The organism is Chryseobacterium sp. GM_Chr_2 (genome assembly GCF_026540445.1).
Taxonomy (GTDB): Bacteria; Bacteroidota; Bacteroidia; order Flavobacteriales; family Weeksellaceae; genus Chryseobacterium.
Genome location: NZ_JALNUD010000008.1, coordinates 153,739 through 175,973, shown reverse-complemented (window position 1 = coordinate 175,973; position 22,235 = coordinate 153,739). Strand labels below are relative to the sequence as shown.

Sequence of the window (22,235 nt, the reverse complement as noted above, 5' to 3'; positions counted from 1 at the left end):
TAATTCTTACAAATATATGTATAAAGTTTTTGTGAACGAAAAAAAATTGTTACTGTCTAAGCAATCTGAGAACTTAGAAAAATCGCTTAGCTATGAAAGCTTCACAACTTTAGAAATGGCTTTGGATCTGCTGGAGAACACTTCAGCCAACGAACTGAACGTGTACGGTGAAAATATTGAAGAAATCTGGACAGACTTTCAGAAACTTTTCAGAATCATTGAAGCGGCAGGCGGAATTGTAAGTAATGAAAATGGAGAAATTCTTTTCATCAAAAGATTAGGAAAATGGGATCTTCCAAAAGGAAAAATGGAAAAGGGAGAATCGCGTGAAGAATCTGCGGTAAGAGAAATCGAGGAAGAAACAGGTTTAAAAGATGTTGAATTGGTACAATTTATCAATACTACTTATCATATTTATATCGAAAGAAACGGCGATAAAGTTCTGAAATGCACACATTGGTTTGAAATGAACTTTAATGGTGAAGATACCTCAAAACCACAAACAGAAGAAGGAATTACTGAAGTTGCCTGGAAAAACGACACTCTGATCGAAGATGAAGTTTTTCCAAACACATTCAAAAATATTAAGTTGATTTTAAAAGAATTCTGGAGCAATAGATCTAAATAAAGTCTATTGCTTTTTCCAGCGCAATTCCTCTGGAACCTTTTAGCAATACGTTTTCTGACTGAATTTTATTCGATTTTAAATATTCTGTTAGCTCTGCCGTATTTTCAAAAGATGTTTCAGATGAATTGATGCTTTTAAAGTTTTTACCAACGGTAAAAATTTCATCAAAACCTAAGTTTTGGGCTAAATTTAAAATATTTTGATGCTCTTTTTCACTCTCTTCTCCTAGCTCAAGCATATCACCAATAATGATTGTTTTTGAACCTTCAAAGGTGATGAAATTATGCAAAGAAGCCGTCATAGAACTCGGATTGGCATTATAAGTATCCAACACCAACGTTTTACCATCTTTTTTCACGACCTGAGAACGCATATTCGTTGGTGTGTAATTCTCAATGGCATGTTTAATTTTATCGAAATCGATTCCAAAGTGTAAGCCTAAACTTGCCGCTGCACAAAGATTGGTGAAATTGTACTCACCTGTTAATTTAGAAACAGCTTTTTCATTTTGATAAACTAAACCTAAAAAATGCTCTTCTGAAAATGCTTCAAAATTATAATCTGAAGTCTCTTTTCCAAAAGTAATTGTTGGCGAATAATTTTCTGTTTTTTCAATCTGAATGGGATCATTTTCATTAATCAAAATAGTTTGACCGTGAGTTTTTAAATAATCATATAATTCAGATTTACCTTTAATTACTCCTTCAAAACCTCCGAAGCCTTCAAGATGGGCTTTACCAAAATTAGTGATATAACCGTAATTTGGTTTAGCAATATTCGAAAGTAATTCAATTTCCTTCTGATGATTGGCTCCCATTTCAATAACTGCTATTTCATGTTCTGGTTTAATCGAAAGCAGCGTTAAAGGAACTCCAATATGATTGTTCAGGTTTCCGAAAGTATATTGAACATTGAACTTTTCTGAAAGAACCGCATGAATCAATTCCTTCGTCGTAGTTTTACCATTGCTTCCCGTTAATCCGATAATAGGAATTTGAAGCTGATTTCTATGATGAATGGCAAGCTGCTGCAGAAATTCTAACGTTGATGGAACATAGAAAATATTTTTCGCTTCGTTTTCAAAATCCTTTTGTTCAACAATTACGGCTAAAGCACCTTCATCAATAGCTTTTTCGGCCAATGTTGCTGCATTGAAATTATCTCCTGAAAAAGCGAAAAAAATATCATTCTTTCCTATTTTTCGGCTATCGATGGTTACTTTATTTGATTGTAAAAATAAAGCGTAAAACTGTTCTATATTCATAATTCAAAAATAAAAAAACCTTCCAAAAATTCGGAAGGTTTTTTAAAAATATTTTTTGATAAATATTATCTTCTAGTTCTACTCTTATCGCTAGCTCTAGCATCCTGTGCAACACGGAATCCAATCCAACCATAAGCCTTGTTTTCAGTCTTATATCTTCTTTGTCCCGGATCTAGCCAATAAGCTGTATCTTGCCAAGAACCACCTTTTACTACTCTAACATCGTTAGACATAGCAGAAGTTCTGTCTCTTGTATCTTTTTGCATTTTTACTCTACCTGTAGCATCTACGATAAATCTCTGTTTTGGAGAGTTGTACATATCATAAGATGCAGCAGAATCAGCCGCTCTGTAATACTCTAATGAAGACTGTCTGTCACCATCTCTGTAGTTTCTGTAGTCAGCAACTGTTTGTCTTTCGAACTGACCTGGTAAGTTTTTGTAAACTAATCTTCCGTCAGCCAAAGTATCATATTTAATGCTTGTCTCGTCTACCATTTTGTAAGTACCGTCACCGTTTCTTACGATAGCCTGAGGCATATTTCCTCTGTAGTAGTTGAAATCACTGAAGTCTTCATCAATGATTGGTCTGTATACGTCAGCAGTCCATTCAGCAACGTTTCCATACATACCATAGATTCCTAGGTCATTTGATGGATATTGTCTAACGTCTGAAGTTTGTGCAGAACCGTCGTTTTTCCAACCTGCGATACCAGAATAATCTCCTCTTCCCATTTTGAAGTTTTCAAGGAACATTCCTCTGTCTCTACCTTTAGTACCTCTTAACAATTCGATTTGAGGTTTTTTACCTAAATATTGGTTGTACTCTCTGTTTTTAGCCATTCCTAAAGCAGCGTATTCCCATTCAACTTCTGTTGGAAGTCTGAATTTTTGTACCATAGCGCCATTAGGAGCTCTGTTTGCAGCTAATAATCTTTGGTTTGTAGTTTTCAAACCAGTTTTTTGCTGCATTCTTTGTTCATTTATATATCCTTGCATTTCAGGATCATTCGCCTTGAATTTATCCATGTTGAATGCAGTTCCTCCTTGGTTGTTAGATTCATTGATATATAAATCTTTAGCAATGATACCGGCTTGCATTAAAGCCTTTTCGTTTGCTCTGTCTGTCAACCACTCGCAGTATCTGTTGGCTTGAGTCCAAGAAACACCTACTACCGGATAGTAATCGAATTCAGGAGAACGGAAATAAGTTTCGTTATAATCGTTTCTAGATAATTTGTTGTCCCAAAGTAAGGTATCCGGCAAAGCACCGTTGTAGATTTCCTTAAAACTTGGGTCACTTGGTGGGAATACATACTTCAACCATGTCAGGTATTCGCGGTATTCATAGTTAGTAATTTCTGTTTCTCCGATAAAGAAAGAACTTACCTGCATTCTGCGTGGTGAGTTATTCCAATCGTGCATAACATCATCTTTCACTAATCCCATTGTGAAAGTTCCACCTTCTACATATACCATCCCCGGCCAACCTTTTTGTTTTTGTTGCTTTCCTGCAAAAAACCAACCTTGTTTCTCGTTTGGTTTCCAACCTGTTTTGCTGACAAATTTTTTAGTACCGCCGCCTTTGCTAGTACCTGATCCACCACAACTGGTTAATGCAAGTGTAGAACTTAATGCTATTAATGAAAACAACTTTAGTTTTTTCATAGTCGATATAAATATTTTCAAAGTACAAAGAAAAAATAAATTATTCAATAAATCAAGTAAAGATTGATTTTTTTGAAAAACGATAACAAATTAATTTTATTGTATCGCAATTTAATTATAAAATTTTCATTTATTTTGTAATTCGGAAATTTGAATAATAAACATGAGAAAAAAAATCACGCTTTTATTTCTATTAGCCTCTACATCAATGTTTTGGGCCCAAAGAGTCAACATTGAATGGAATGGTTCTAAAATTCAAGACTTTGGTGAGTCTAAAATTAATCTTCCAAATTTCAAAAATGAAGGTTTTTCTTACAGCCAAAATAGCGTTTTTATAACTACCAGACAAAAAATAGGAGAAAAGCAGATCAAAATTTCTAATTTATCTTGGGAACCAGTTTCCAACAGAGATTTATTTGAGCTTAACAGACAATTGCTGCCAAAGCGTGAACTGAATAACGTATCCTATTATTATCATGAGGGGGAAAGATATGCCAACATAAGTGTTTCATTATTCAAATTTGAAAAAGGTCAGGTTTTAAGACTTGCTTCGTATGATGTTTCCGAAGGAGCTGCTATTGCATCAGGCAACGGAAATGCCAATAAAGTGGGAACAACTGCAAATCCTTTGGCAAGTGGTGGTTTTTATAAAATTAAAGTTGATAAATCCGGAATTTTCAAAATTACAACTCAGTTTTTAAAAGATAACGGCATCAACCCTTCTTCTGTAAATCCTAAGAATTTCAGAATTTATGGAAACGGAGGAATTATGCTTCCTGAAAATAATCAAGACACGCAATACAGCGCCTTGCAGGAAAATGCCATTCAGGTAGTAGGTGAAGATGACGGTGTATGGAATGATGGAGATTATGCTTTATTCTATGCCCAGGGGCCGGATGGTTACAATCTTTATGATACAGGAAACGGTAACGGTTTTAAAAGAAACGAGACAAGGTTTGACAGCAGTAATAATCTGAAAAACATCTACGAAGATCATTCTTATTATTATATTAATTTTGATAAAGGTGCCGGAAAAAGAGTGCAGCAAGCAGATGTAGCGCTTCCCAATACGGCTTTGATTACGAGATACGATAACTATCAGGTGATTAATAACGATCAGAAAAATTTGCTGAAAGTTGGAAGAATCTGGGTGGAAGATGCACCGTTTACCACAGATAAAACGATTACTTTTAACACCAATTCGCCAATTCAAGGAGGCGATTTTATCAGATACCGTACACAAATTGTGGGGTATCATGCTCAGCAGAACTCAACAACATTCAATATTAATAATCAAAATTCAGTTCCTATTCCTGTTCCGCCAAACGGAACCAATGTTGCCTATGATTTTTTTCCTTTGAATTACAACGGAACGATTTCAAATTTAAGCGGAAATCAGATTACTATTAATTATAAGCCTGATATTACAACAAATCCTAACGGAACTTTCTATTTTGATTATGCCGAAGTGCAATATAAAGAAGATTTGAAATTCAACGGAACTCAGATGAATTTCAGAGATTTTTCTTTAATGAGCGGAACAAATACCAACTATGGTTTCAGTATTTCTAATACCGCAATCATGGAGCAGGTTTGGGATGTTACAGATATTACGAATGCGACAAGACGAGTAAATAAAGCGGCAGGAAATGGTACTTTCAGTTTCGGATATAATTCTTCTAACCCGAATTTTAATAATGAATTTGTAGCTTTCCGAGCAGAATCTGCTTATTCGCCACAGTTTGTAGAGAGAATTGCCAATCAAAATCTTTCTGAAATACAGAATGTAGATTATTTAATATTAACCACTGCCCCATTCATGTCTCAGGCGCAGAGAATTGCCAACTTTCATGAATCAAGGAACAGCTATAACGTTCAGGTAGTTGATATTAATAAAATTTATAATGAATTCGGCAGCGGAAGCAGAGATCTTACCGCTATCCGTAATTTTGTAACGAAATTAAATACTCCGGCAGGACGTTTAAAATATGTCTTCATTTTAGGAGATGCGTCATATGACTATAAAGACAGAATTTCCGGAAACACCAATATCGTTCCAAGCTACGAGAGTGAAGAATCTGCAGATTTTGTGAGCTCATTCGTTACAGATGATTATATCGTGATGACGCAGCCGCAGACCTCTAATCAAATTGAATATATTTTACCGGATCTGCCTATCGGAAGAATTCCTGCTGCCAATGTTACAGAAGCCGCCAATATGATTGATAAATCTTTGGCTTACAACAATTCTCTTCCGGGGCAATCTACTCCGTTTGGAGAATGGCGTATGAAGTTGGATTTTGTGGTGGATGATGACAACGATGGCGGAACACCTTTCCATACTGTAATGAATAATTCTTTGGTAAATGTTTTCGAACAAAACAATACCAATCTTAAAGAATATAACGTAAGAAAATTGTATTTAGATGCTTTCCAGCAACAAAGTTCTGCGGGAGGGCCAAGATATCCGCAGGTAAACCAGGCGATTGCCAATGATGTAGGAAACAGCTTATATCTTTTCTATTTCGGGCACGGAGGTATCAATGGATGGGCGCAGGAAAGAGTTTTATCTTCTGATGAAGTTCAGAATTTCAACAACTTCTCGAATGTTTACAGCCGATTCCCTTTTGTATCTACGATTACGTGTGAATTTACCCTTTGGGACGATCCTGCAACCAGTTCTGTAGGAGAGCAGTTTATTAAACTAAAACAAGGTGGAACTTCTACAATGATTACTTCCAGCCGTGCAGTAGGTGTAGGATATGGTATCGATTTTACTAATATTCTGACGCAAAACATCTTCAAACTGGAAAGTGATGATTTTGCAACATTAGGTATGGCTCATTTAAATGCTAAAAAACAAAAAGGGGCTTATCCGGATCACTTAAAAGTAAACTTCCTTGGAGATCCTGCTACGAAATTGAGCAGACCAAAAAGACTTTTAACAATTGATAATATTGAAACTCCGGTTCCGGGATTAATCCGAGGATTAGATTTTGTGAAAATTACCGGGCGAGTTACCAATCAGAACGGAACCACCAACACGACTTTCAACGGAAGAGTGGTTATTAATATTTTTGATAAAAGATTAAATAAATCAACCTTAAATAATGACGGAGGTTTAACGCCGATCTTACAATATACAGAAGAAGGAAGTGCAATTGTAAAAGCATCCGGAACTGCTGTAAACGGAATTTTCACCGTAGAATTTTATGTTCCGAAAGATATTAACTACGCTGTTGGAACAGGTAGAATTCTTGGATATGCCGATAATAAAGCAACCGATGTTTTCAACAACCAAGCCGTTCAGGTAGGAGATCTTAATCCAAACGGAATTAATGATAATGAGCCGCCAAAAGTGAAATTGTATATGAACAATACAAATTTTGCCGATGGGGGAATTACAGATCAAAACCCGATGTTATTGGCTTGTGTTACTGATGATACGGGAATTAATTCTACAGGATCAGGCGTTGGTCATGATATTACTGTATATTTGGACGGCCAAATTATTAACACCGTAATTTTGAACGACTTCTTTGCTTCAGGAGAAGGAAATGGCTGTGTAAATCCTAGCTTAGCCGATTATCAGAAAGGAAATGTAACCTACCCTTTCAGAAATTTAGCGTTAGGACAACATCAATTAACATTTAAAGTTTGGGATATAAACAATAATTCTACAACTTCTACGTTGAATTTTGAGGTTAAGGATGAAGCTGACCAGCGTTTGACAATCAACAGACCAATGAACTGGCCAAATCCGTTTACCAATAAAACCTACGTTCAGTTTGAGCATAATTGTGATGATATTTTGGATGTAAACGTTCAAATCTATACAATTACAGGAAAATTAGTAAAAACAATTTCGCAAACTGTAATGGCAGAACCGTTCCTACAGGGCTTTAGAACGCCTCGCCAAGCAATTGAATGGGACGGAAGAGACGATTTTGGGGCAACAGTAGCAAAAGGTACGTATATTTTTAAGATATTTGCAAAAAGTCAAAATCAAGAAAAATGCAAAGGAAGTGCTACAGCTGTAGAAAAAATGGTACTTTTGAAATAATTTTAAAATAATAATTGTAACAATATTTATAAAAAACTGATAATATATAAAAGACAACATATGAATTTAACTACTAAGCTGTTTTTGGGGATTGGTTTAAGTGCTGGTTTTTTAGGATACTCGCAGGATCTAAGTAAAATAAACCCAGTATTAACCGGAGCTCCATTTCTAAGAATTGCGCCGGATGCTAGAGCCGGAGGTATGGGAGATCAAGGGGTTGTTACCTCTCCCGACGCGTTTTCTCAGTTCTGGAATGCAGCGAAATATCCTTTTAGCAGGACGAGTTCTTCCGTTGGGGTAAACTATACTCCGTACATGGGGAAACTTACAAATGATGTATTCTTATTATATGGTGCGTTCCACAAATTCTTAGGTCAGGAAGAAAGATCTACGATCTCAGCAAGTATTTATTACTTCAATATGGGTGAGGTAGATTTAACTCAGCTAGTAGGAAATGATGTAACTTCAATGGGTACCTCAAAGCCAAACGAATTCTCTATCGACGTTGCTTATGGTTTGAAACTTTCTGATTCTTACTCCATGGCCGTTACAGGTAGATTCATTCGTTCAGACTTAGCCGGAGGATTCAACACAGATACGACCTTGAAAGCAGCAAACTCTTTTGCAGTAGACGTTTCAGGATATTATACTTCTCCTAGATTCTCAAGTTTCGGAGGGTATGACGGAAAACTGAATGCAGGTTTTGCTGTTCAGAACTTAGGTCCGAAATTAGATTATACAGGAAACGAAGAATCAAGATCTTATTTGCCTACTATGGCAAGATTAGGGGTTGGTTACGACATGTATCTTGATGATGTAAACAGAGTGGGATTAAGCGTTGAAGGTTCAAAAATCTTAGTTCCTGGTTCTGAATATGCAGGAATCGATCCGAATACAAGAAAACCAATGTATGCAGTGCCAAACGTTGGTGTAATGCAAGGTATCGGAAAGTCTTTCAAAAATGCTAATTCTATCATGTATAGTGCAGGTCTTGAGTATTCTTATGACAATGCATTCGCAGTAAGAGGAGGTTATTTCCACGAAAGTGAAGAGCAGGGAGCAAGACAATTTGCAACAGCAGGTATCGGATTAAAGTACCGTTCTTTCGGTCTTGATATTTCTTACCTTATTAATATGTCTAAAGTTAATACCGCTTTGGATAATACCCTTCGTTTCGGTCTAACTTGGAACATTGGTGATGAAACATCTAACGTAGATTACTAAGAAACATATCTTAAAATAATACAAAGCTCCATTTTTATGGGGCTTTTTTGTTTAACTGAGGTTTGATTAATTTTAAAGAGTTCTATTTTTCGTTTTATACTTTGACTGTTTTTCGTTTTGAGTTTCGGGCGGCTTCGCCGCCCGAAACTCAAAACGAAAAGTCTATTAATTCACTTGGTAAGAAAAATTCAACGTTCATAATAAAATAAACATCAATAATAAGAAATATGTTTACAAAAGTCTTATTTTTATAAGGCATTTTCTGTTGTCAATACCTAATTTTGCACTATGAACTATTCTGCGGAGCTCAAAAAATTCGTAACCAGCCAATATGTATATTCTGCGATCAGAATTACACTGGCCACTGTTCTGCCATGTTTAGTTCTCGCCCACTTCGGAATTCTGAAAGAATACTTTCTTTTTCCGTTGGGAACCAGCTTTGTAGCACTAACCGACCAGCCTGGACCATTTATCCGAAGAAGAAATTCATTGACTTTTGCGATTTTCTGCTTCGTTTTGGTGGCGCTTGTAGCCAGTTTAGTCATGCACCTCAAAATTTTTGTCTTTGCTGAAATCGTAGTTTTCGGACTCTTTTTTTCATTGATTGGAGTTTACGGACAAAGATTAGCCGCTGTTGGTTCACTTTCTTTGGTCGTACTCGCGATCTTTATTGATGGACATTTAACAGGTGACAATATCCTCAAAAGCTTATTAATCTTTGCTTCGGGATGTTTTTGGTTTTTATTGATTTTTTTAATCGTTTCCACCATTCAGCCTTACAAATTGGCAAGCCAGATGATTGGAGAAAACTATCTTCAACTGGCTGAATTTTTAAAAATCAAAGCTAATTATTATCAGAAAAATCCAGATTTTGCGAAGCTGACAACACAGGTTATTGCCAAACAGATTGAAATTAAAAATCTTCAGGAAGAAACCAGAGAAACGGTTTTCAAAACAAGGGTCATCGTCAACGAATCAACAACTACGAGCCGTTTGCTGATGTTGATGTTATTGAATTCAATGGATCTTCATGAAAAACTGATGACCTCTGAAAGTGATTACGACAAACTTCAAAAAAGCTTTGAAGACAGCATGATTTTGGTGAATATTCATGATTACCTGAATCTTTTGGCTGAAGAAATTACAAACATCGGAATTTCTTTGCAAATCGGAACTCGCGCTAAGCCTATGTTTAATTTGGAGACTGAATTAAAAAGTTTAAATCATGTTTATTTTGAACTAAGGAATCAACAGATTTCTCCCGATAATTTCGAGCATTTCATGGTGTTGCGCCAAATTTTAGTTCGCATCAACGAAATTACAAAGGAAATCAACGAGATTTATAAAGTGTTTTCTCAAAATGTAAAACTGGCGAAGAGTCTTTCTACTGGATTGGATTTGAGAAAATTTATGCCGAGTGAGCAGAAGATCAATGCGAAAGTTTTAAAAGATAATATTTCACTTTCCTCATCCCATTTTCGCCATGCTTTGAGAATTACGATTGCTTTATTGATCGGCTATTCATTCTCTATGTTTGATTTTTTAGGCATCGGTCATACTTATTGGATTTTAATTACTGTTATCGCCATCCTAAAACCCGCCTACTCCATTACCAAACAAAGAAATCTTCTGCGTTTGTACGGAACGATTGCCGGAGCCACGATTGCGTATGGAATTCTGCATTTCATTCACATCAATCAGGTATTGTTTACCATTTTGCTGTTGAGCATGATTATGTGTTTCAGCTTTTTGAAAGGCAGATATTTCTGGGCTGTTTTGTTTATGACTATTTATATTTTTCTGAGTTTTAATTTTTTAAGTCCTGGACATGTAGATATTATTTTCAGAGACAGAATTGTAGATACCATTATTGCCGGTTTGATCGCTTCTTTAGTTTCCTATTTGGTTTTGCCGGTTTGGGAGCATACACAGAATTTAGATTTAATGAAAAAATCAGCGGAATGTAATTTAATTTATTTCCAATGTGTGATTTCTAAATTTTTGGATGACAGCTTTGATATTGAAGATTATAAAGTAAAACGTAAGAACGCCATCATCGCTTTAGCCAATCTTTCCGATAATTTTCAGCGAATGATTTCTGAGCCTAAAAATCAGCAGAAAAAACTAGAAGTTGTTCACCAATTTGTTGCAACTTCTCACCTGATTACGGCGTATACTGCTTCTCTTTCACAATATGTAAAGGATGATGAAAAATATCCTGAAATAGACGCAGAAGGATGGAGCAAGAAAATTGAAGCTGAAATGTTACAGATTTCTAATTTGTTGAATGGAAATAAAATCAGCGAATCTTTGAAAATGGAAAGTAGAATTGAACCCGAAGATTCTTCTTTTGACGATCTAATTTTAAAGCGAAAAACCGAGCTTGCCGATCACGAATCCAGAAATCAAAGAGATCCTAATAAAATCTCTCGTTTAACGGAGCTTAAAAACATCCACGATGTGTTGGAACTGATCTTCGATGTGGCCAAAGAACAGCGAAAAGTGATTGAAAAATACAGAAGTGAATCTCACGAAAAGTCTGAAACGACAGAAGCTATTCCTCAACAATCGTAAAGCAATAGTCGTCGAAGAACTCTACTCTAGCCTTTAACTCATCGGAAATATGCTCGTCGTAAACCCTGCATTTAATGTGATGAAGATATTTTAGTTCAAAAGGCTGAACATCATAATGTTTTTTCAGCGACCAATGTTTGGAATGGTGAATTTTATACATACTTTCCTTCACGCTCCAAATAATGGTATAAAACGTCACTTCATTATCAAAAGGGATAAATCCGCGCTCGTTTTCGTAAGTAAATTTGTCGATTACCCTTAAAATTTTAGGATTAAATTTTTCAATATCAATCCCTATTTTATTCTTAGAAATAGCAATCGCCGCAAACGGAAAAGAATGCGTAATGGAGATTTCGGCATCTTTTGGAGATAAAAAAGGCTCTCTTTCTTTATACAATATTTTGGAATTTGGCTTTAAACCTTTCAAAAGTTTACGAACCATCAATACTTCCAATAGCTTTTTCGGATGATAATCTTTTACTTTTTCAGCATTTTCAGGCTCTAAAAGTTCATCAATATTCAATTCTTCGGTTTCATCGTATTTCCAAACAAGAATTGTAGCGTTGTCATCAGAAAAATCGCGGTAAAGAGGCATGTGTTTGTTTATTGTGCAAAATTAGTGAAAAAATTTTTGGTGGATATTTGGTTGGTAGATGGGAGTTTGAGGATGGAGGTTTTTATTACCAACTGTTAAACATGTAGTTTGTCATGCTAAAAGCATTTAGACAATACATAAACGTACAATGTTGAGATACTTTCAGCATGACAAACAGACCGCAGAAATTTAGATTCAAATAAAATTTAAACAAAAAAATTCACTCAAATCCTAAGATCCAAGTGAATTATATATTATTAAAAAAGCTAAAAGATAATAAAGCAGTTAGTAATAAAACCTCTAGCTTCCATCATCCAGCTTCCTTCCTTAATTATTATTTAGACTGGTGATTCTGATCATTTCTGTGCTCCATAATTTCAAGATTCTGATCTACGAAATAAGCACTTCCGAAACCGTTTACATAAGCACCTTTTGTTGGGTGAAGACCGATTAAGATAAAATCTTTCATTTCAGCGATAACGTCTACTACTTTCCCGTGAGTTTCTTTTAATAGAGAAACAACTATGTTCCACGTTTCAGAATCTTTTTCCACCTGAGAAGTTGAAGCTTCAATCGTTAATCTCTCACGAGCGTAGATTTGTTTTGTAGCAGATTCATCTTCGATAAACATCACTGAAGTTTTTCTTCCGTCAGCCAAATTTTTAGTATGCTTTGCCATGAAAGACACTAAAATATAAAATGTATTATCAACCTGAACAAACGGCGCATAGCTTGAATTTGGTGTTCCTTCTGCATCTACCGTCGCCAAGATTACACTTTTAGTTCTTTCAATTAACTCTTTTACTTTCGGAGTAAGCGGCTTTGCTTGTCTGTGAGCATCTTCCTGTGTATGTGTATGTGTATGATTCATGATATATATTTGTTCCGCAAAAATAACTATTTATAATTAGAATAAATAATTTTAATCAATATAAAATCTGATAAAGACTACGAAATATGTCATTTTTATATTTTAATTATTAGTTGTAATTTTGCATCTTATTATTAATTGAATTTTAAACTTATTCATTATACATATGAGTACAACAACACAATACGTTCCTTATAAAGTTAAGGACATTTCCCTGGCAGAATGGGGAAGAAAAGAAATTACTTTGGCGGAAGCTGAAATGCCTGGTTTGATGTCTATTCGTGAAGAATACGGGCCATCTCAACCGTTAAAAGGTGCAAGAATCGCTGGATGTCTTCACATGACAATTCAAACGGCTGTGCTTATCGAGACTTTGGTAGCTTTAGGAGCTGAAGTTACTTGGTCTTCTTGTAATATTTTCTCTACACAGGATCACGCTGCTGCTGCAATTGCTGCTGCTGGAATTCCGGTTTATGCTTGGAAAGGTCTTAATGAAGAGGAATTCGATTGGTGTATCGAACAAACTTTATTCTTCGGTGAAGACAGAAAACCATTAAACATGATCTTGGATGATGGTGGAGATTTAACAAACATGGTTTTTGATAAATATCCTGAATTCACAAAAGATATCAAAGGACTTTCTGAGGAAACTACCACTGGTGTTCACAGATTGTACGAAAGAATGAAAAACGGAACTTTGGTAATGCCTGCAATCAACGTAAATGATTCAGTTACTAAGTCTAAATTCGACAACAAATACGGATGTAAAGAATCTGCAGTAGATGCTGTAAGAAGAGCTACTGACGTAATGTTGGCTGGAAAAAGAGTTGTAGTTTGCGGATACGGAGATGTAGGTAAAGGTACTGCTGCATCTTTCAGAGGAGCTGGTTCTATCGTTACTGTAACTGAAATCGACCCAATTTGTGCGCTTCAAGCTGCAATGGACGGTTACGAAGTAAAAAGATTAGATACTGTGGTTGATAACGCAGATATTGTAATCACGACTACTGGTAACTTCAACATCGTAAGAAAAGAGCATTTCTTGAAATTAAAAGATAAAGCTATCGTTTGTAACATTGGTCACTTCGATAACGAAATCGATATGGCTTGGTTGAACGAAAACTATGGTCACACAAAATCTGAAGTTAAGCCTCAGGTAGATATCTACAACGTTGAAGGTAAAGAAGTTATTATTCTTGCTGAAGGTAGATTGGTAAACCTTGGTTGTGCTACAGGTCACCCATCTTTCGTAATGTCTAACTCTTTCTCTAACCAAACTTTGGCTCAAATCGAGCTTTGGAACAATTCTGAAGCTTACGGAAACGAAGTGTATATGTTACCAAAACATTTAGATGAAAAAGTAGCTGCTCTTCACCTTAAGAAATTAAGTGTAGAGCTAGAAGTTCTTTCAACTGAACAAGCTGAATACATCGGTGTTGATGTGAAAGGACCTTTCAAACCTGAATATTACAGATACTAAAAATTGTCGTCCTGAGCTTGTCGAAGGATCTCAACATAATATAAACTCTCCATTTTTGGGGAGTTTTTTTGTTTTTAAATATTAAACTTGTTTAGTATTTTTCTATTTTTGCAGGCGAAAAAAATTATTAATCGAATGAAAAAATATTTCCTTCTGAGCATGATGAGCTCAGTGGTATTCTTTACAGGATGTAGCAGTAATGATGAAAACGAGACAATCATTACCGATCCTGTTGTTGGGTCTCCTGCTTTATTAAGTAAAGTCACAACTGTTTATTACGACAATCCTTCAAATCCTGAAACTACTGTTGCAACATTAGAATACAATAGCCAAAAACAGCTCAGTAAAATTATATCTGAAGGCAGAACCTCTGTTTTTGAATATGATACCGCAGGAAAACCTTTAAAGACAAATTATTATAAAGCTGATGGTACTTTAGAATATTATGCAGCCTATATTTATAATGGCGAACAGCTTACTACAGTAAATTCCATATACAGTAATTCAGATTATAACAGATCGATAACTTACAATTATAACAATGGAAAACTAAGTGGGTATACTCAATGTCAGTCAGGAGATTGTTCCAAACCAAGTACCTCAACGTATACTTACAACGGAGATAATATTACGACAGAAATTTACGTAAGTGGAGGTACGTTTTCATTCTCTACAAAAAGAGAATTTGTTTACGATAATAAGCTAAATCCCTTTTCTTACACCAATAAATACTTTAGAACAACGATAGGCGGAGCATATGTTTTAAGCGCTAATAATTATACTTCCGAAAAAATTAGTAATAAAGATAATGCAGGAAACTGGATTCCCAATCAAAATATTACTTACGAAATTCAGTACAACAGCCATCAATTACCTACTCAAGTAATCGGGAAAGAAGCCAACGGAAATATGTATGTGAAATACAATTACGAATATATTACTCAATAAATAGTAAAACTCTCCATTTTTGGGGAGTTTTTTGTTTTTTTAGAAGCTATTTCCTGCTCTCCGCACTCGCTATTTTATATTTTAGGTTTCGGCGCGGCAGCTTCGCTGCCGCGCCGAAACCTAAAATATAAAATGAGCTCAAACAAATGCTGCGATCCGGGCTAGGAAATTGCGACAGTGAGAAAGTCAATTGTGAATTTTGCTTCGCAAGTGAATTGTGAATTCTACATGAAGTTATAAAAATTGACAAGCGAAGCGAATTGACATTTCACCATTCACTTTATAGTCATGCAATAAAAATTCAAAATTTCAGTTGTTGTTCATATTTAATTTAAATTAATATCTTTGAAATCTTTAACAAAAACATCAAACATGAAAAAACAAAATGTATCAAACGCATTCATTGCGGCATCATGGGTTGCATTGGGAGCAGGAATGGTTGGTTTTATCGTAGGTTTGGCAAGAGCCGAAATGCAGCTTAACGAAAAAGGATATTATTTCACAATCTTATTATACGGATTATTTGCGGTAGTTTCTCTGCAGAAAGCGGTTCGTGACAGATTGGAAAATATCAAGGTAACTGACATTTATTACGGAATTTGCTGGTTTGCCACCCTTTCTTCCATTGTTTTATTGGCTATCGGATTATGGAATGCCACCATTCTACCAAGTGAAAAAGGTTTTTACGGATTTGCCTTTTTATTAGCTCTTTTCGGAGCCATCGCTGTTCAGAAAAATACCCGAGACAATATGCTTGAACAATAAAAATGAAACTCTTCAAAAAAATTGAAGAGTTTTTTATTTGCTAATAAATTCCATATTCACGATATAAAATATCACTTCCTCAACAAAAAAGCTAAAATTTTGCTAAGTTTTTTATTTTCATTATCTTTATTTCACAAAATATTGATATGATTAAAAAACTACTAACCTTATGTACTTTCTTTCTATTTCTCCAAACATTCAACGCTCAAAACGAATTTATTACCACTTGGAAACCAAGTAATATTCAAATTAGTCTTCCGACAAATTTTCCCTTTCCTTCTTCAAATACCCAAGCATGGATACCTTTGAGAGGAACTAATTTCACAATATATTGGGAAGAAAAAGGCTATCCGACGCATAATGCCACCTTAACCGATGTAAATTCTTTCTATCAGGTATTATTAGATTTTGGAACTCCGCTCAATCCCGATCCTTCAAATGCAACATACATTGTGAAAGTGAGTAACGGAAACGGAAATTTTCACAGAATTCTGTTCAGAGATCCTGACACTTTGCCCGACACAGCCTATATTACGGGTGATACTTCGAAAATTATCGAAATAAACCAATGGGGAGATATTGCATGGTCTTCTATGAAATATGCTTTTACCGCTTGTCACAACTTAGACATGATCGCAACAGATGTTCCCAATCTCTTGTCTGCTTCAGATATGTCTTATATGTTCGGAAATTGTCCCTCATTAATAGGAAATACTTCCATTAATCAATGGAAAACAACTTCTATTACGAGTCTTGCAGGAATATTTAATGGATGCGTCAATTTTAATCAGCCAATTGGAAGCTGGGATACAAGTAATGTAATTAGTATGGCCGTTATGTTTCTCATGGCGCAAAAATTTAATCAACCTATCGGAGAATGGAATACGTCTAAAGTAACGGAAATGACGGCAATGTTTCATAATGCCAGACAATTCAATCAGCCCATTGGTAATTGGGATGTTTCTAAAGTAAAAGATATGGAGTTTATGTTTACAGACGCATGGGTTTACAATCAAAATATGGCAAACTGGAATACTTCCGAAGTTATGGAAATGAACAATATGTTCTTAAATGCTAAAGTTTTCAACCAAAATATAAGCAACTGGAATACTTCAAAAGTACTTTATATGACAAGTATGTTTCAAGGTGCTGCGCTTTTTAACCAAGATATCAGCAAATGGAATACGGCAAGTGTAACTGCAATGAATAATATGTTTTACGGCGCTACCAGCTTTAATCAAAACTTAGGCAGCTGGAATCTCAGCAGCATACTTTCTGCCACTGGAATATTTAATAATTCAGGACTTAATTGCCAGAATTATGACAGTACACTATTTGGATGGCGCATGAATCCGGCTACACCAAATAATATTAATCTGGGCTACATTTCACCGATGATCTACTCTCATGCTGCTGCCGTATCTGCCAGAAATTATCTCATCAATAACAAAGGTTGGATAATTACGGGAGACACTTATAATGGCAATTGCGAATCTGTTTTAGCGATTAAAGAATCAAATTTGAATCATAATAATCCAAGTATCTATCCGAATCCTGCAAAAGATATTATTTTCATTAAAAATATTCAAAATGCAAAAAACTATCTCATCACAGATATGAGCGGAAGAATAGTTGATAAAGACGTTTTAGACAGAAATTTCATTAATGTAGAACTTCTTACAACGGGAAATTATATTCTACAAATTGTTTCAAAAGATAAAATTCATAGCTTCAAATTCATTAAAAAATAAAAACAACAAAGCCTCACTTTTCCGGTGAGGCTTATATTTTGAACAAAAAATTTCAAATTATTTATCGAAATGGTTCGGATGTTTCGCTTTGATATCATCTACCGTTCCCAGCACTTTATCCTTCAAAGACTCCTGATATTTCTCAAGATTTTCAGCCACAAGAGCATCTGCGCTTCCAATAATTTTTGCGGCTAAAATTCCGGCATTTAGGGCTCCATTTAAGGCAACCGTTGCCACAGGAATTCCGCCCGGCATCTGAAGAATTGATAAAACAGAATCCCACCCGTCAATAGAATTACTGGATAAAATCGGAACACCAATCACAGGCAATGTCGTACAGCTCGCCACCATTCCCGGAAGATGTGCCGCGCCACCAGCTCCGGCAACGATTACTTTTAGACCTCTTTCTTTGGCTGTTTTAGCATAATCAAACATTCTTTCCGGCGTTCTGTGCGCTGAAACTACCGTCAATTCATAAGGAATATCCAGAGATTTCAAAAAATTCGCAGCCTGTTCCATGATCGGTAAGTCGCTTTGACTTCCCATAATAATTCCTACCATTCTTCAATTTTATTAGATGTTCAAAGATAAAAAATTAATAAGGTTAAATGCAAAAAGGCGCAAAACTTGTTCTGTTACCTAAAGAAGTTCAGGAACTGTATCCGTTGATATTGTCTTTAACTCAATATTTTTGTTAATTGTACACATCATTTGAATTTTGAAAAATTATAAACTCACTTTCGCCATTCTCACGGTTGCCATTGTTTGGGGAACCACTTTCCTTTCGATCCGTGTTGCGGTAGAAACCATTCCGGCTTGGTTTGTGGCAGGAATTCGTCAGTTTTTGGCGGCCATTATTATGTTTATCATCTTGGTTTACAGAAAACAATTTAAATGGATTGGCTGGAAAAATTTGAAATATCAACTTATTTTTTCTTTATTGATGTTGGTTATTGCTAACGGATTAACAACGGTTGCCGAAGAAACATTAACGAGTAGTGTAACCTCATTAATAAGCGCCACCTCACCTATTTTGGTATTTTTAGGAAGCGTTGCGCTTGGTTTGCAAAAATTCACATTCCGAGCATTAATTGGTATTTTAATGTGTTTCAGCGGAATTCTTTTCATATTTTGGGATGGAATCAAAGATCTGGCTAATCCGGATTATAGATTCGGAATATTTCTTTTATTCATCGCTATTTTAGGTTGGGCTTCGGGAACTATTTTCACCAAAAAACTGAATATCCAAAGCAGTAATATTTCGTTAAATCTCTTTTATCAGTTTGCTTTCGCTGGAATTCTGCAGATTATTTTTGCTTTCACTTTCCTTGAAAATTACAATTTTGAAAACTGGACTTTGAAAAGTATTTCTGCGATGATTTATCTTTCACTTTTTGGTTCCGTCGCGGCATTCTTCTGTTACCATTATGCATTAACGAAAGTTTCTCCCGTTCAGGTTTCTATTTTGGCATACATCAATACTATTATTTCAATATTTTTAAGTTGGTTGATTTTAGATGAAAAAATTTCTGCTAAATTTATCGTTGCAGCCATTTTAATTATCGCAGGTGTTTTTGTGATTAATTATAATCGGGAAATGTTTAAAAAACAGAGAATTGAATAATATTTAGAATTTGTTGATGCATATTCAATTTTCTATTTCCCTCAAATTTTCTTATATTGTTTAGACCAAGATTTACAATATGCTTAAAAAAACACTCCTCACTTTTTGCGCTTGCTTACTTTTGTTAATCAGCTGTACCGATAAGGAAAAAGAAAATAATCTGGCTTTACGGGAGCAGCAATTACTCGAAAAAGAAAAACTGTTTGCTAAAAAAGAATCTCAATATCAGGCTCTTTTAAAAATGAAAGACAGTATTTTTTCTAAAAAAGATTCGGTGAAGGTTATAAAATGGCCTGCAGAAATTTCAGGAAGCTGGAGTGGTAAAGTAATCTGTACAGAATCTAACTGTAGTGACTATGTAGTAGGTGACCAACGTACGGATATTTGGGAATTTGATAATGATTCTACCCAACTGGTGACCAAAATCATCAACAATAACAATCTGGTAAGGCTTTATTCAGGAAAATTTGAAAATAACGAGATTAAGCTGAATTTTAAAACAGATTCCACCGCAAAGAAAAAAGTGGAAATGAATGTTTTGCTTAACGATATCTCCGATACTAAGATCCGAGGAACGAGAACCATTGCAGTAGACAATTGCATGGCTAAATTTTCTGTTGAATTAATACGTTCCACCAAATAAAAAAACACTTATGATTTTGTTGAGCATACACAACCTGAGTCTTCCCATTGAAGATCCGGTACTGAAATTTCTATTGGTGTTGATTATCATTTTGGCCGCACCCCTTCTTTTAAATAAAATAAAAGTTCCGCATCTGTTGGGATTAATTATTGCAGGAGCAGTAATTGGTCCGAACGGATTCAATGTTTTGGCACGTGACAGCAGCATTGTGGTCACAGGAACTACGGGACTTCTCTACATTATGTTCCTTGCCGGTTTGGAAATCGATATGGGAGACTTCAAGAAAAACAAATGGAAAAGTCTGACCTTTGGTATCTATACATTTGCAGTACCCTTTGTTTTAGGTTATTTGGGAGGTTATTATATTTTACATTTTTCTGTACTTACGTCGGTTCTTTTCGCTAGTTTATTTTCGTCCCACACTTTAATTGCCTATCCTCTGGTCAGTAAATTGGGTATTTCTAAAAATCTAGCCGTAAACATTACCGTTGGTGGAACAATGATTACAGATATCCTTGCCCTTTTGGTGCTCGCCGTCATCGTAGGAATGTCACAAGGCGAGGTCGGAACAGAATTTTGGGTTAAATTATCCGTATCATTCATCGTTTTTGCATTGATTGTACTTGTGGTTTTCCCCATCATAGGGCGATGGTTTTTCAAAAAAGTAGACGATAAAATATCACAATATATCTTTGTTTTAGTGATGATCTATCTTGCAGCACTTTTAGCTGAACTGGCTGGTGTTGAAGCCATCATCGGTGCTTTCTTCGCAGGATTAGCTTTGAACAGACTGATTCCGCACACTTCTTCTTTAATGAATCGTGTAGAATTCGTGGGAAACGCTATTTTTATACCATTCTTCCTGATTAGTGTCGGAATGTTGATCGATTTCAGCGTATTTTTCAAAAGTTGGGAAACCATCGCAGTGGCAGGGGTAATGCTCGTCGCTTCTATTGGCGGTAAATATTTTTCGGCGGTAGCTACACAAAAAACATTCAGACTTACCAAGGAAGAAGGAAAACTTATTTTTGGATTGAGTTCTGCTTCTGCTGCTGCCACATTAGCTTCCGTAATGGTAGGATATAATATTATCCTTTCTGAAACGGAAACCGGAGAGCCAGTTCGACTGTTAAATGAACATGTCTTAAATGGAAGTATCCTTTTAATATTAGTTTCCTGTACCATTTCCTCATTTATTTCCATGTCGAGCGCGCAAAAAATTGCGGAAAGCGATAATGAAGATACCGTTTCAGGAGATAATCATGAAGAAGAAAACATTCTGCTAGCGATCAATCACGAGGAAACTGTTGAAAGAATGGTTAACTTGGGAATTTTGATAAAAGCACATTCTAATACCGAAAATCTTACGGCATTGAATGTCATTAATGAAGATAAAAATGAATCTTCCGTAAAAAATGCCGAAAAACTTTTACACAAAGCCACTGATTCAGCTGCCGCTGCAGATGTTAAAATTCAGGCGATAAAAAGATATGACAATGATGTTGTAAACGGCATCAACAATGTTATTAAAGAACAAAATATTACCGACCTCATCATTGGCTTAGAAGATGAAAAAGGCTTCTCACCCGCTTTCGTTTATAATCTTTACAATGGTTATCTTCAGAATGACAATGCCAATGTATTGGTTTACCATGCCGCACAGCCACTTTCTACGATTAAGAAATATGCGGTGATGATTCCTGAAAATGCTCACAAAGAAGCCGGATTTTTCCATGCTTTGTTAAGAGTCTGGAATATTGCCCGAAATTCCGGAGCAACGATTGTTTTTTATACTCCTGAAAATATTCTGAGTATCTTACAGAGAATCATTAAAAAAGCCAATATAGAAGCCGAATTTATCATTATGAAAACTTGGAGAGATGGTGAAAAAACAGCTTCTGAATTAAAAGAAGATGAGGCTCTCATCCTTTTTATGGCTAAAAAAGGAATGAAATCTTTTATTCCTCAAATGCGACTGATTCCTGAGCTTTTAAACAGAAAATTACATGATAATAATTATCTTTTGATCTATCCTTTCTCAGATTTTGATAAAGATAATTCGGAAAGACGTTCGGTAGGAAATCATGATGATTTTATGGAAATTGGAAATGTGATTAAGAAGATTTTTAAATAAGATT

Annotated in this window: 16 protein-coding genes; 11 read left to right on the top strand and 5 right to left on the bottom strand. The window is 35.4% G+C overall.

What is annotated here, in order from left to right:
* Positions 1 to 16: 16 nt before the first annotated feature.
* A complete protein-coding gene (locus tag OXQ85_RS13795) occupies positions 17 to 628 on the top strand; it encodes an NUDIX domain-containing protein (RefSeq protein WP_276590747.1) in 612 nt (203 codons plus the stop codon).
* Here the strand turns inward: OXQ85_RS13795 and murF are convergent.
* Both murF and gldJ read right to left on the bottom strand, forming a co-directional pair.
* The gene (murF, locus tag OXQ85_RS13790) at positions 621 to 1,892 is read right to left on the bottom strand and encodes a UDP-N-acetylmuramoyl-tripeptide--D-alanyl-D-alanine ligase (RefSeq protein WP_267405254.1); all 1,272 of its coding nucleotides are present in this window, start codon (positions 1,890 to 1,892) and stop codon (positions 621 to 623) included. The two genes, OXQ85_RS13795 and murF, sit on opposite strands and share 8 nt — an antisense overlap.
* 65 nt (positions 1,893 to 1,957) lie before the next feature.
* Entirely contained in the window at positions 1,958 to 3,559 is a 1,602-nt protein-coding gene (gene gldJ, locus OXQ85_RS13785; RefSeq protein WP_267405253.1) for a gliding motility lipoprotein GldJ, read from the bottom strand.
* Between the two features lie 163 nt (positions 3,560 to 3,722).
* Here gldJ and porU point away from each other — a divergent pair, with 163 nt between their 5' ends.
* The 3 genes from porU to OXQ85_RS13770 all read left to right on the top strand — a co-directional run bounded on the left by porU (position 3,723) and on the right by OXQ85_RS13770 (position 11,420).
* Positions 3,723 to 7,622, top strand: coding sequence for a type IX secretion system sortase PorU (gene porU, locus OXQ85_RS13780; protein ID WP_267405252.1), 3,900 nt, complete (start codon positions 3,723 to 3,725; stop codon positions 7,620 to 7,622).
* Positions 7,623 to 7,682: 60 nt separating this feature from the next.
* Entirely contained in the window at positions 7,683 to 8,846 is a 1,164-nt protein-coding gene (porV, locus tag OXQ85_RS13775) for a type IX secretion system outer membrane channel protein PorV (RefSeq protein WP_267405251.1), read from the top strand.
* Between the two features lie 288 nt (positions 8,847 to 9,134).
* Positions 9,135 to 11,420 (top strand): FUSC family membrane protein, encoded by a 2,286-nt coding sequence (locus OXQ85_RS13770; protein ID WP_267405250.1) that lies wholly within the window; start codon positions 9,135 to 9,137, stop codon positions 11,418 to 11,420.
* On the opposite strand, the gene OXQ85_RS13765 is transcribed toward OXQ85_RS13770, so the two are convergent.
* Positions 11,401 to 12,015, bottom strand: coding sequence for a 4'-phosphopantetheinyl transferase superfamily protein (locus OXQ85_RS13765; protein WP_267405249.1), 615 nt, complete (start codon positions 12,013 to 12,015; stop codon positions 11,401 to 11,403). The genes OXQ85_RS13770 and OXQ85_RS13765 overlap by 20 nt on opposite strands.
* Before the next feature lie 334 nt (positions 12,016 to 12,349).
* Entirely contained in the window at positions 12,350 to 12,886 is a 537-nt protein-coding gene (locus OXQ85_RS13760) for a pyridoxamine 5'-phosphate oxidase family protein (RefSeq protein ID WP_267405248.1), read from the bottom strand.
* Positions 12,887 to 13,052: 166 nt separating this feature from the next.
* Between OXQ85_RS13760 and ahcY the strand changes: the two genes are divergently transcribed.
* The 4 genes from ahcY to OXQ85_RS13740 all read left to right on the top strand — a co-directional run bounded on the left by ahcY (position 13,053) and on the right by OXQ85_RS13740 (position 17,830).
* A complete protein-coding gene (gene ahcY, locus OXQ85_RS13755) occupies positions 13,053 to 14,366 on the top strand; it encodes an adenosylhomocysteinase (protein ID WP_267405247.1) in 1,314 nt (437 codons plus the stop codon).
* 135 nt (positions 14,367 to 14,501) lie between these two features.
* The gene (locus OXQ85_RS13750; protein WP_267405246.1) at positions 14,502 to 15,314 is read left to right on the top strand and encodes a hypothetical protein; all 813 of its coding nucleotides are present in this window, start codon (positions 14,502 to 14,504) and stop codon (positions 15,312 to 15,314) included.
* Between the two features lie 372 nt (positions 15,315 to 15,686).
* Positions 15,687 to 16,079 (top strand): inner membrane protein YiaA, encoded by a 393-nt coding sequence (gene yiaA, locus OXQ85_RS13745; protein ID WP_267405245.1) that lies wholly within the window; start codon positions 15,687 to 15,689, stop codon positions 16,077 to 16,079.
* 146 nt (positions 16,080 to 16,225) lie between these two features.
* The gene (locus OXQ85_RS13740; protein ID WP_267405244.1) at positions 16,226 to 17,830 is read left to right on the top strand and encodes a BspA family leucine-rich repeat surface protein; all 1,605 of its coding nucleotides are present in this window, start codon (positions 16,226 to 16,228) and stop codon (positions 17,828 to 17,830) included.
* A 57-nt stretch (positions 17,831 to 17,887) separates the two neighbouring features.
* Here the strand turns inward: OXQ85_RS13740 and purE are convergent, their stop codons facing one another.
* A complete protein-coding gene (gene purE, locus OXQ85_RS13735) occupies positions 17,888 to 18,391 on the bottom strand; it encodes a 5-(carboxyamino)imidazole ribonucleotide mutase (RefSeq protein WP_267405243.1) in 504 nt (167 codons plus the stop codon).
* Positions 18,392 to 18,548: 157 nt separating this feature from the next.
* Between purE and OXQ85_RS13730 the strand changes: the two genes are divergently transcribed.
* The 3 genes from OXQ85_RS13730 to OXQ85_RS13720 all read left to right on the top strand — a co-directional run bounded on the left by OXQ85_RS13730 (position 18,549) and on the right by OXQ85_RS13720 (position 22,231).
* A complete protein-coding gene (locus OXQ85_RS13730; RefSeq protein ID WP_267405242.1) occupies positions 18,549 to 19,454 on the top strand; it encodes an EamA family transporter in 906 nt (301 codons plus the stop codon).
* Between the two features lie 79 nt (positions 19,455 to 19,533).
* Positions 19,534 to 20,097 carry a hypothetical protein gene (locus tag OXQ85_RS13725; protein WP_267405241.1) on the top strand — a complete coding sequence of 188 codons (564 nt, stop codon included), beginning with the start codon at positions 19,534 to 19,536 and terminating at the stop codon, positions 20,095 to 20,097.
* 10 nt (positions 20,098 to 20,107) lie between these two features.
* Positions 20,108 to 22,231, top strand: coding sequence for a cation:proton antiporter (locus OXQ85_RS13720; protein WP_267405240.1), 2,124 nt, complete (start codon positions 20,108 to 20,110; stop codon positions 22,229 to 22,231).
* Positions 22,232 to 22,235: the final 4 nt, after the last annotated feature.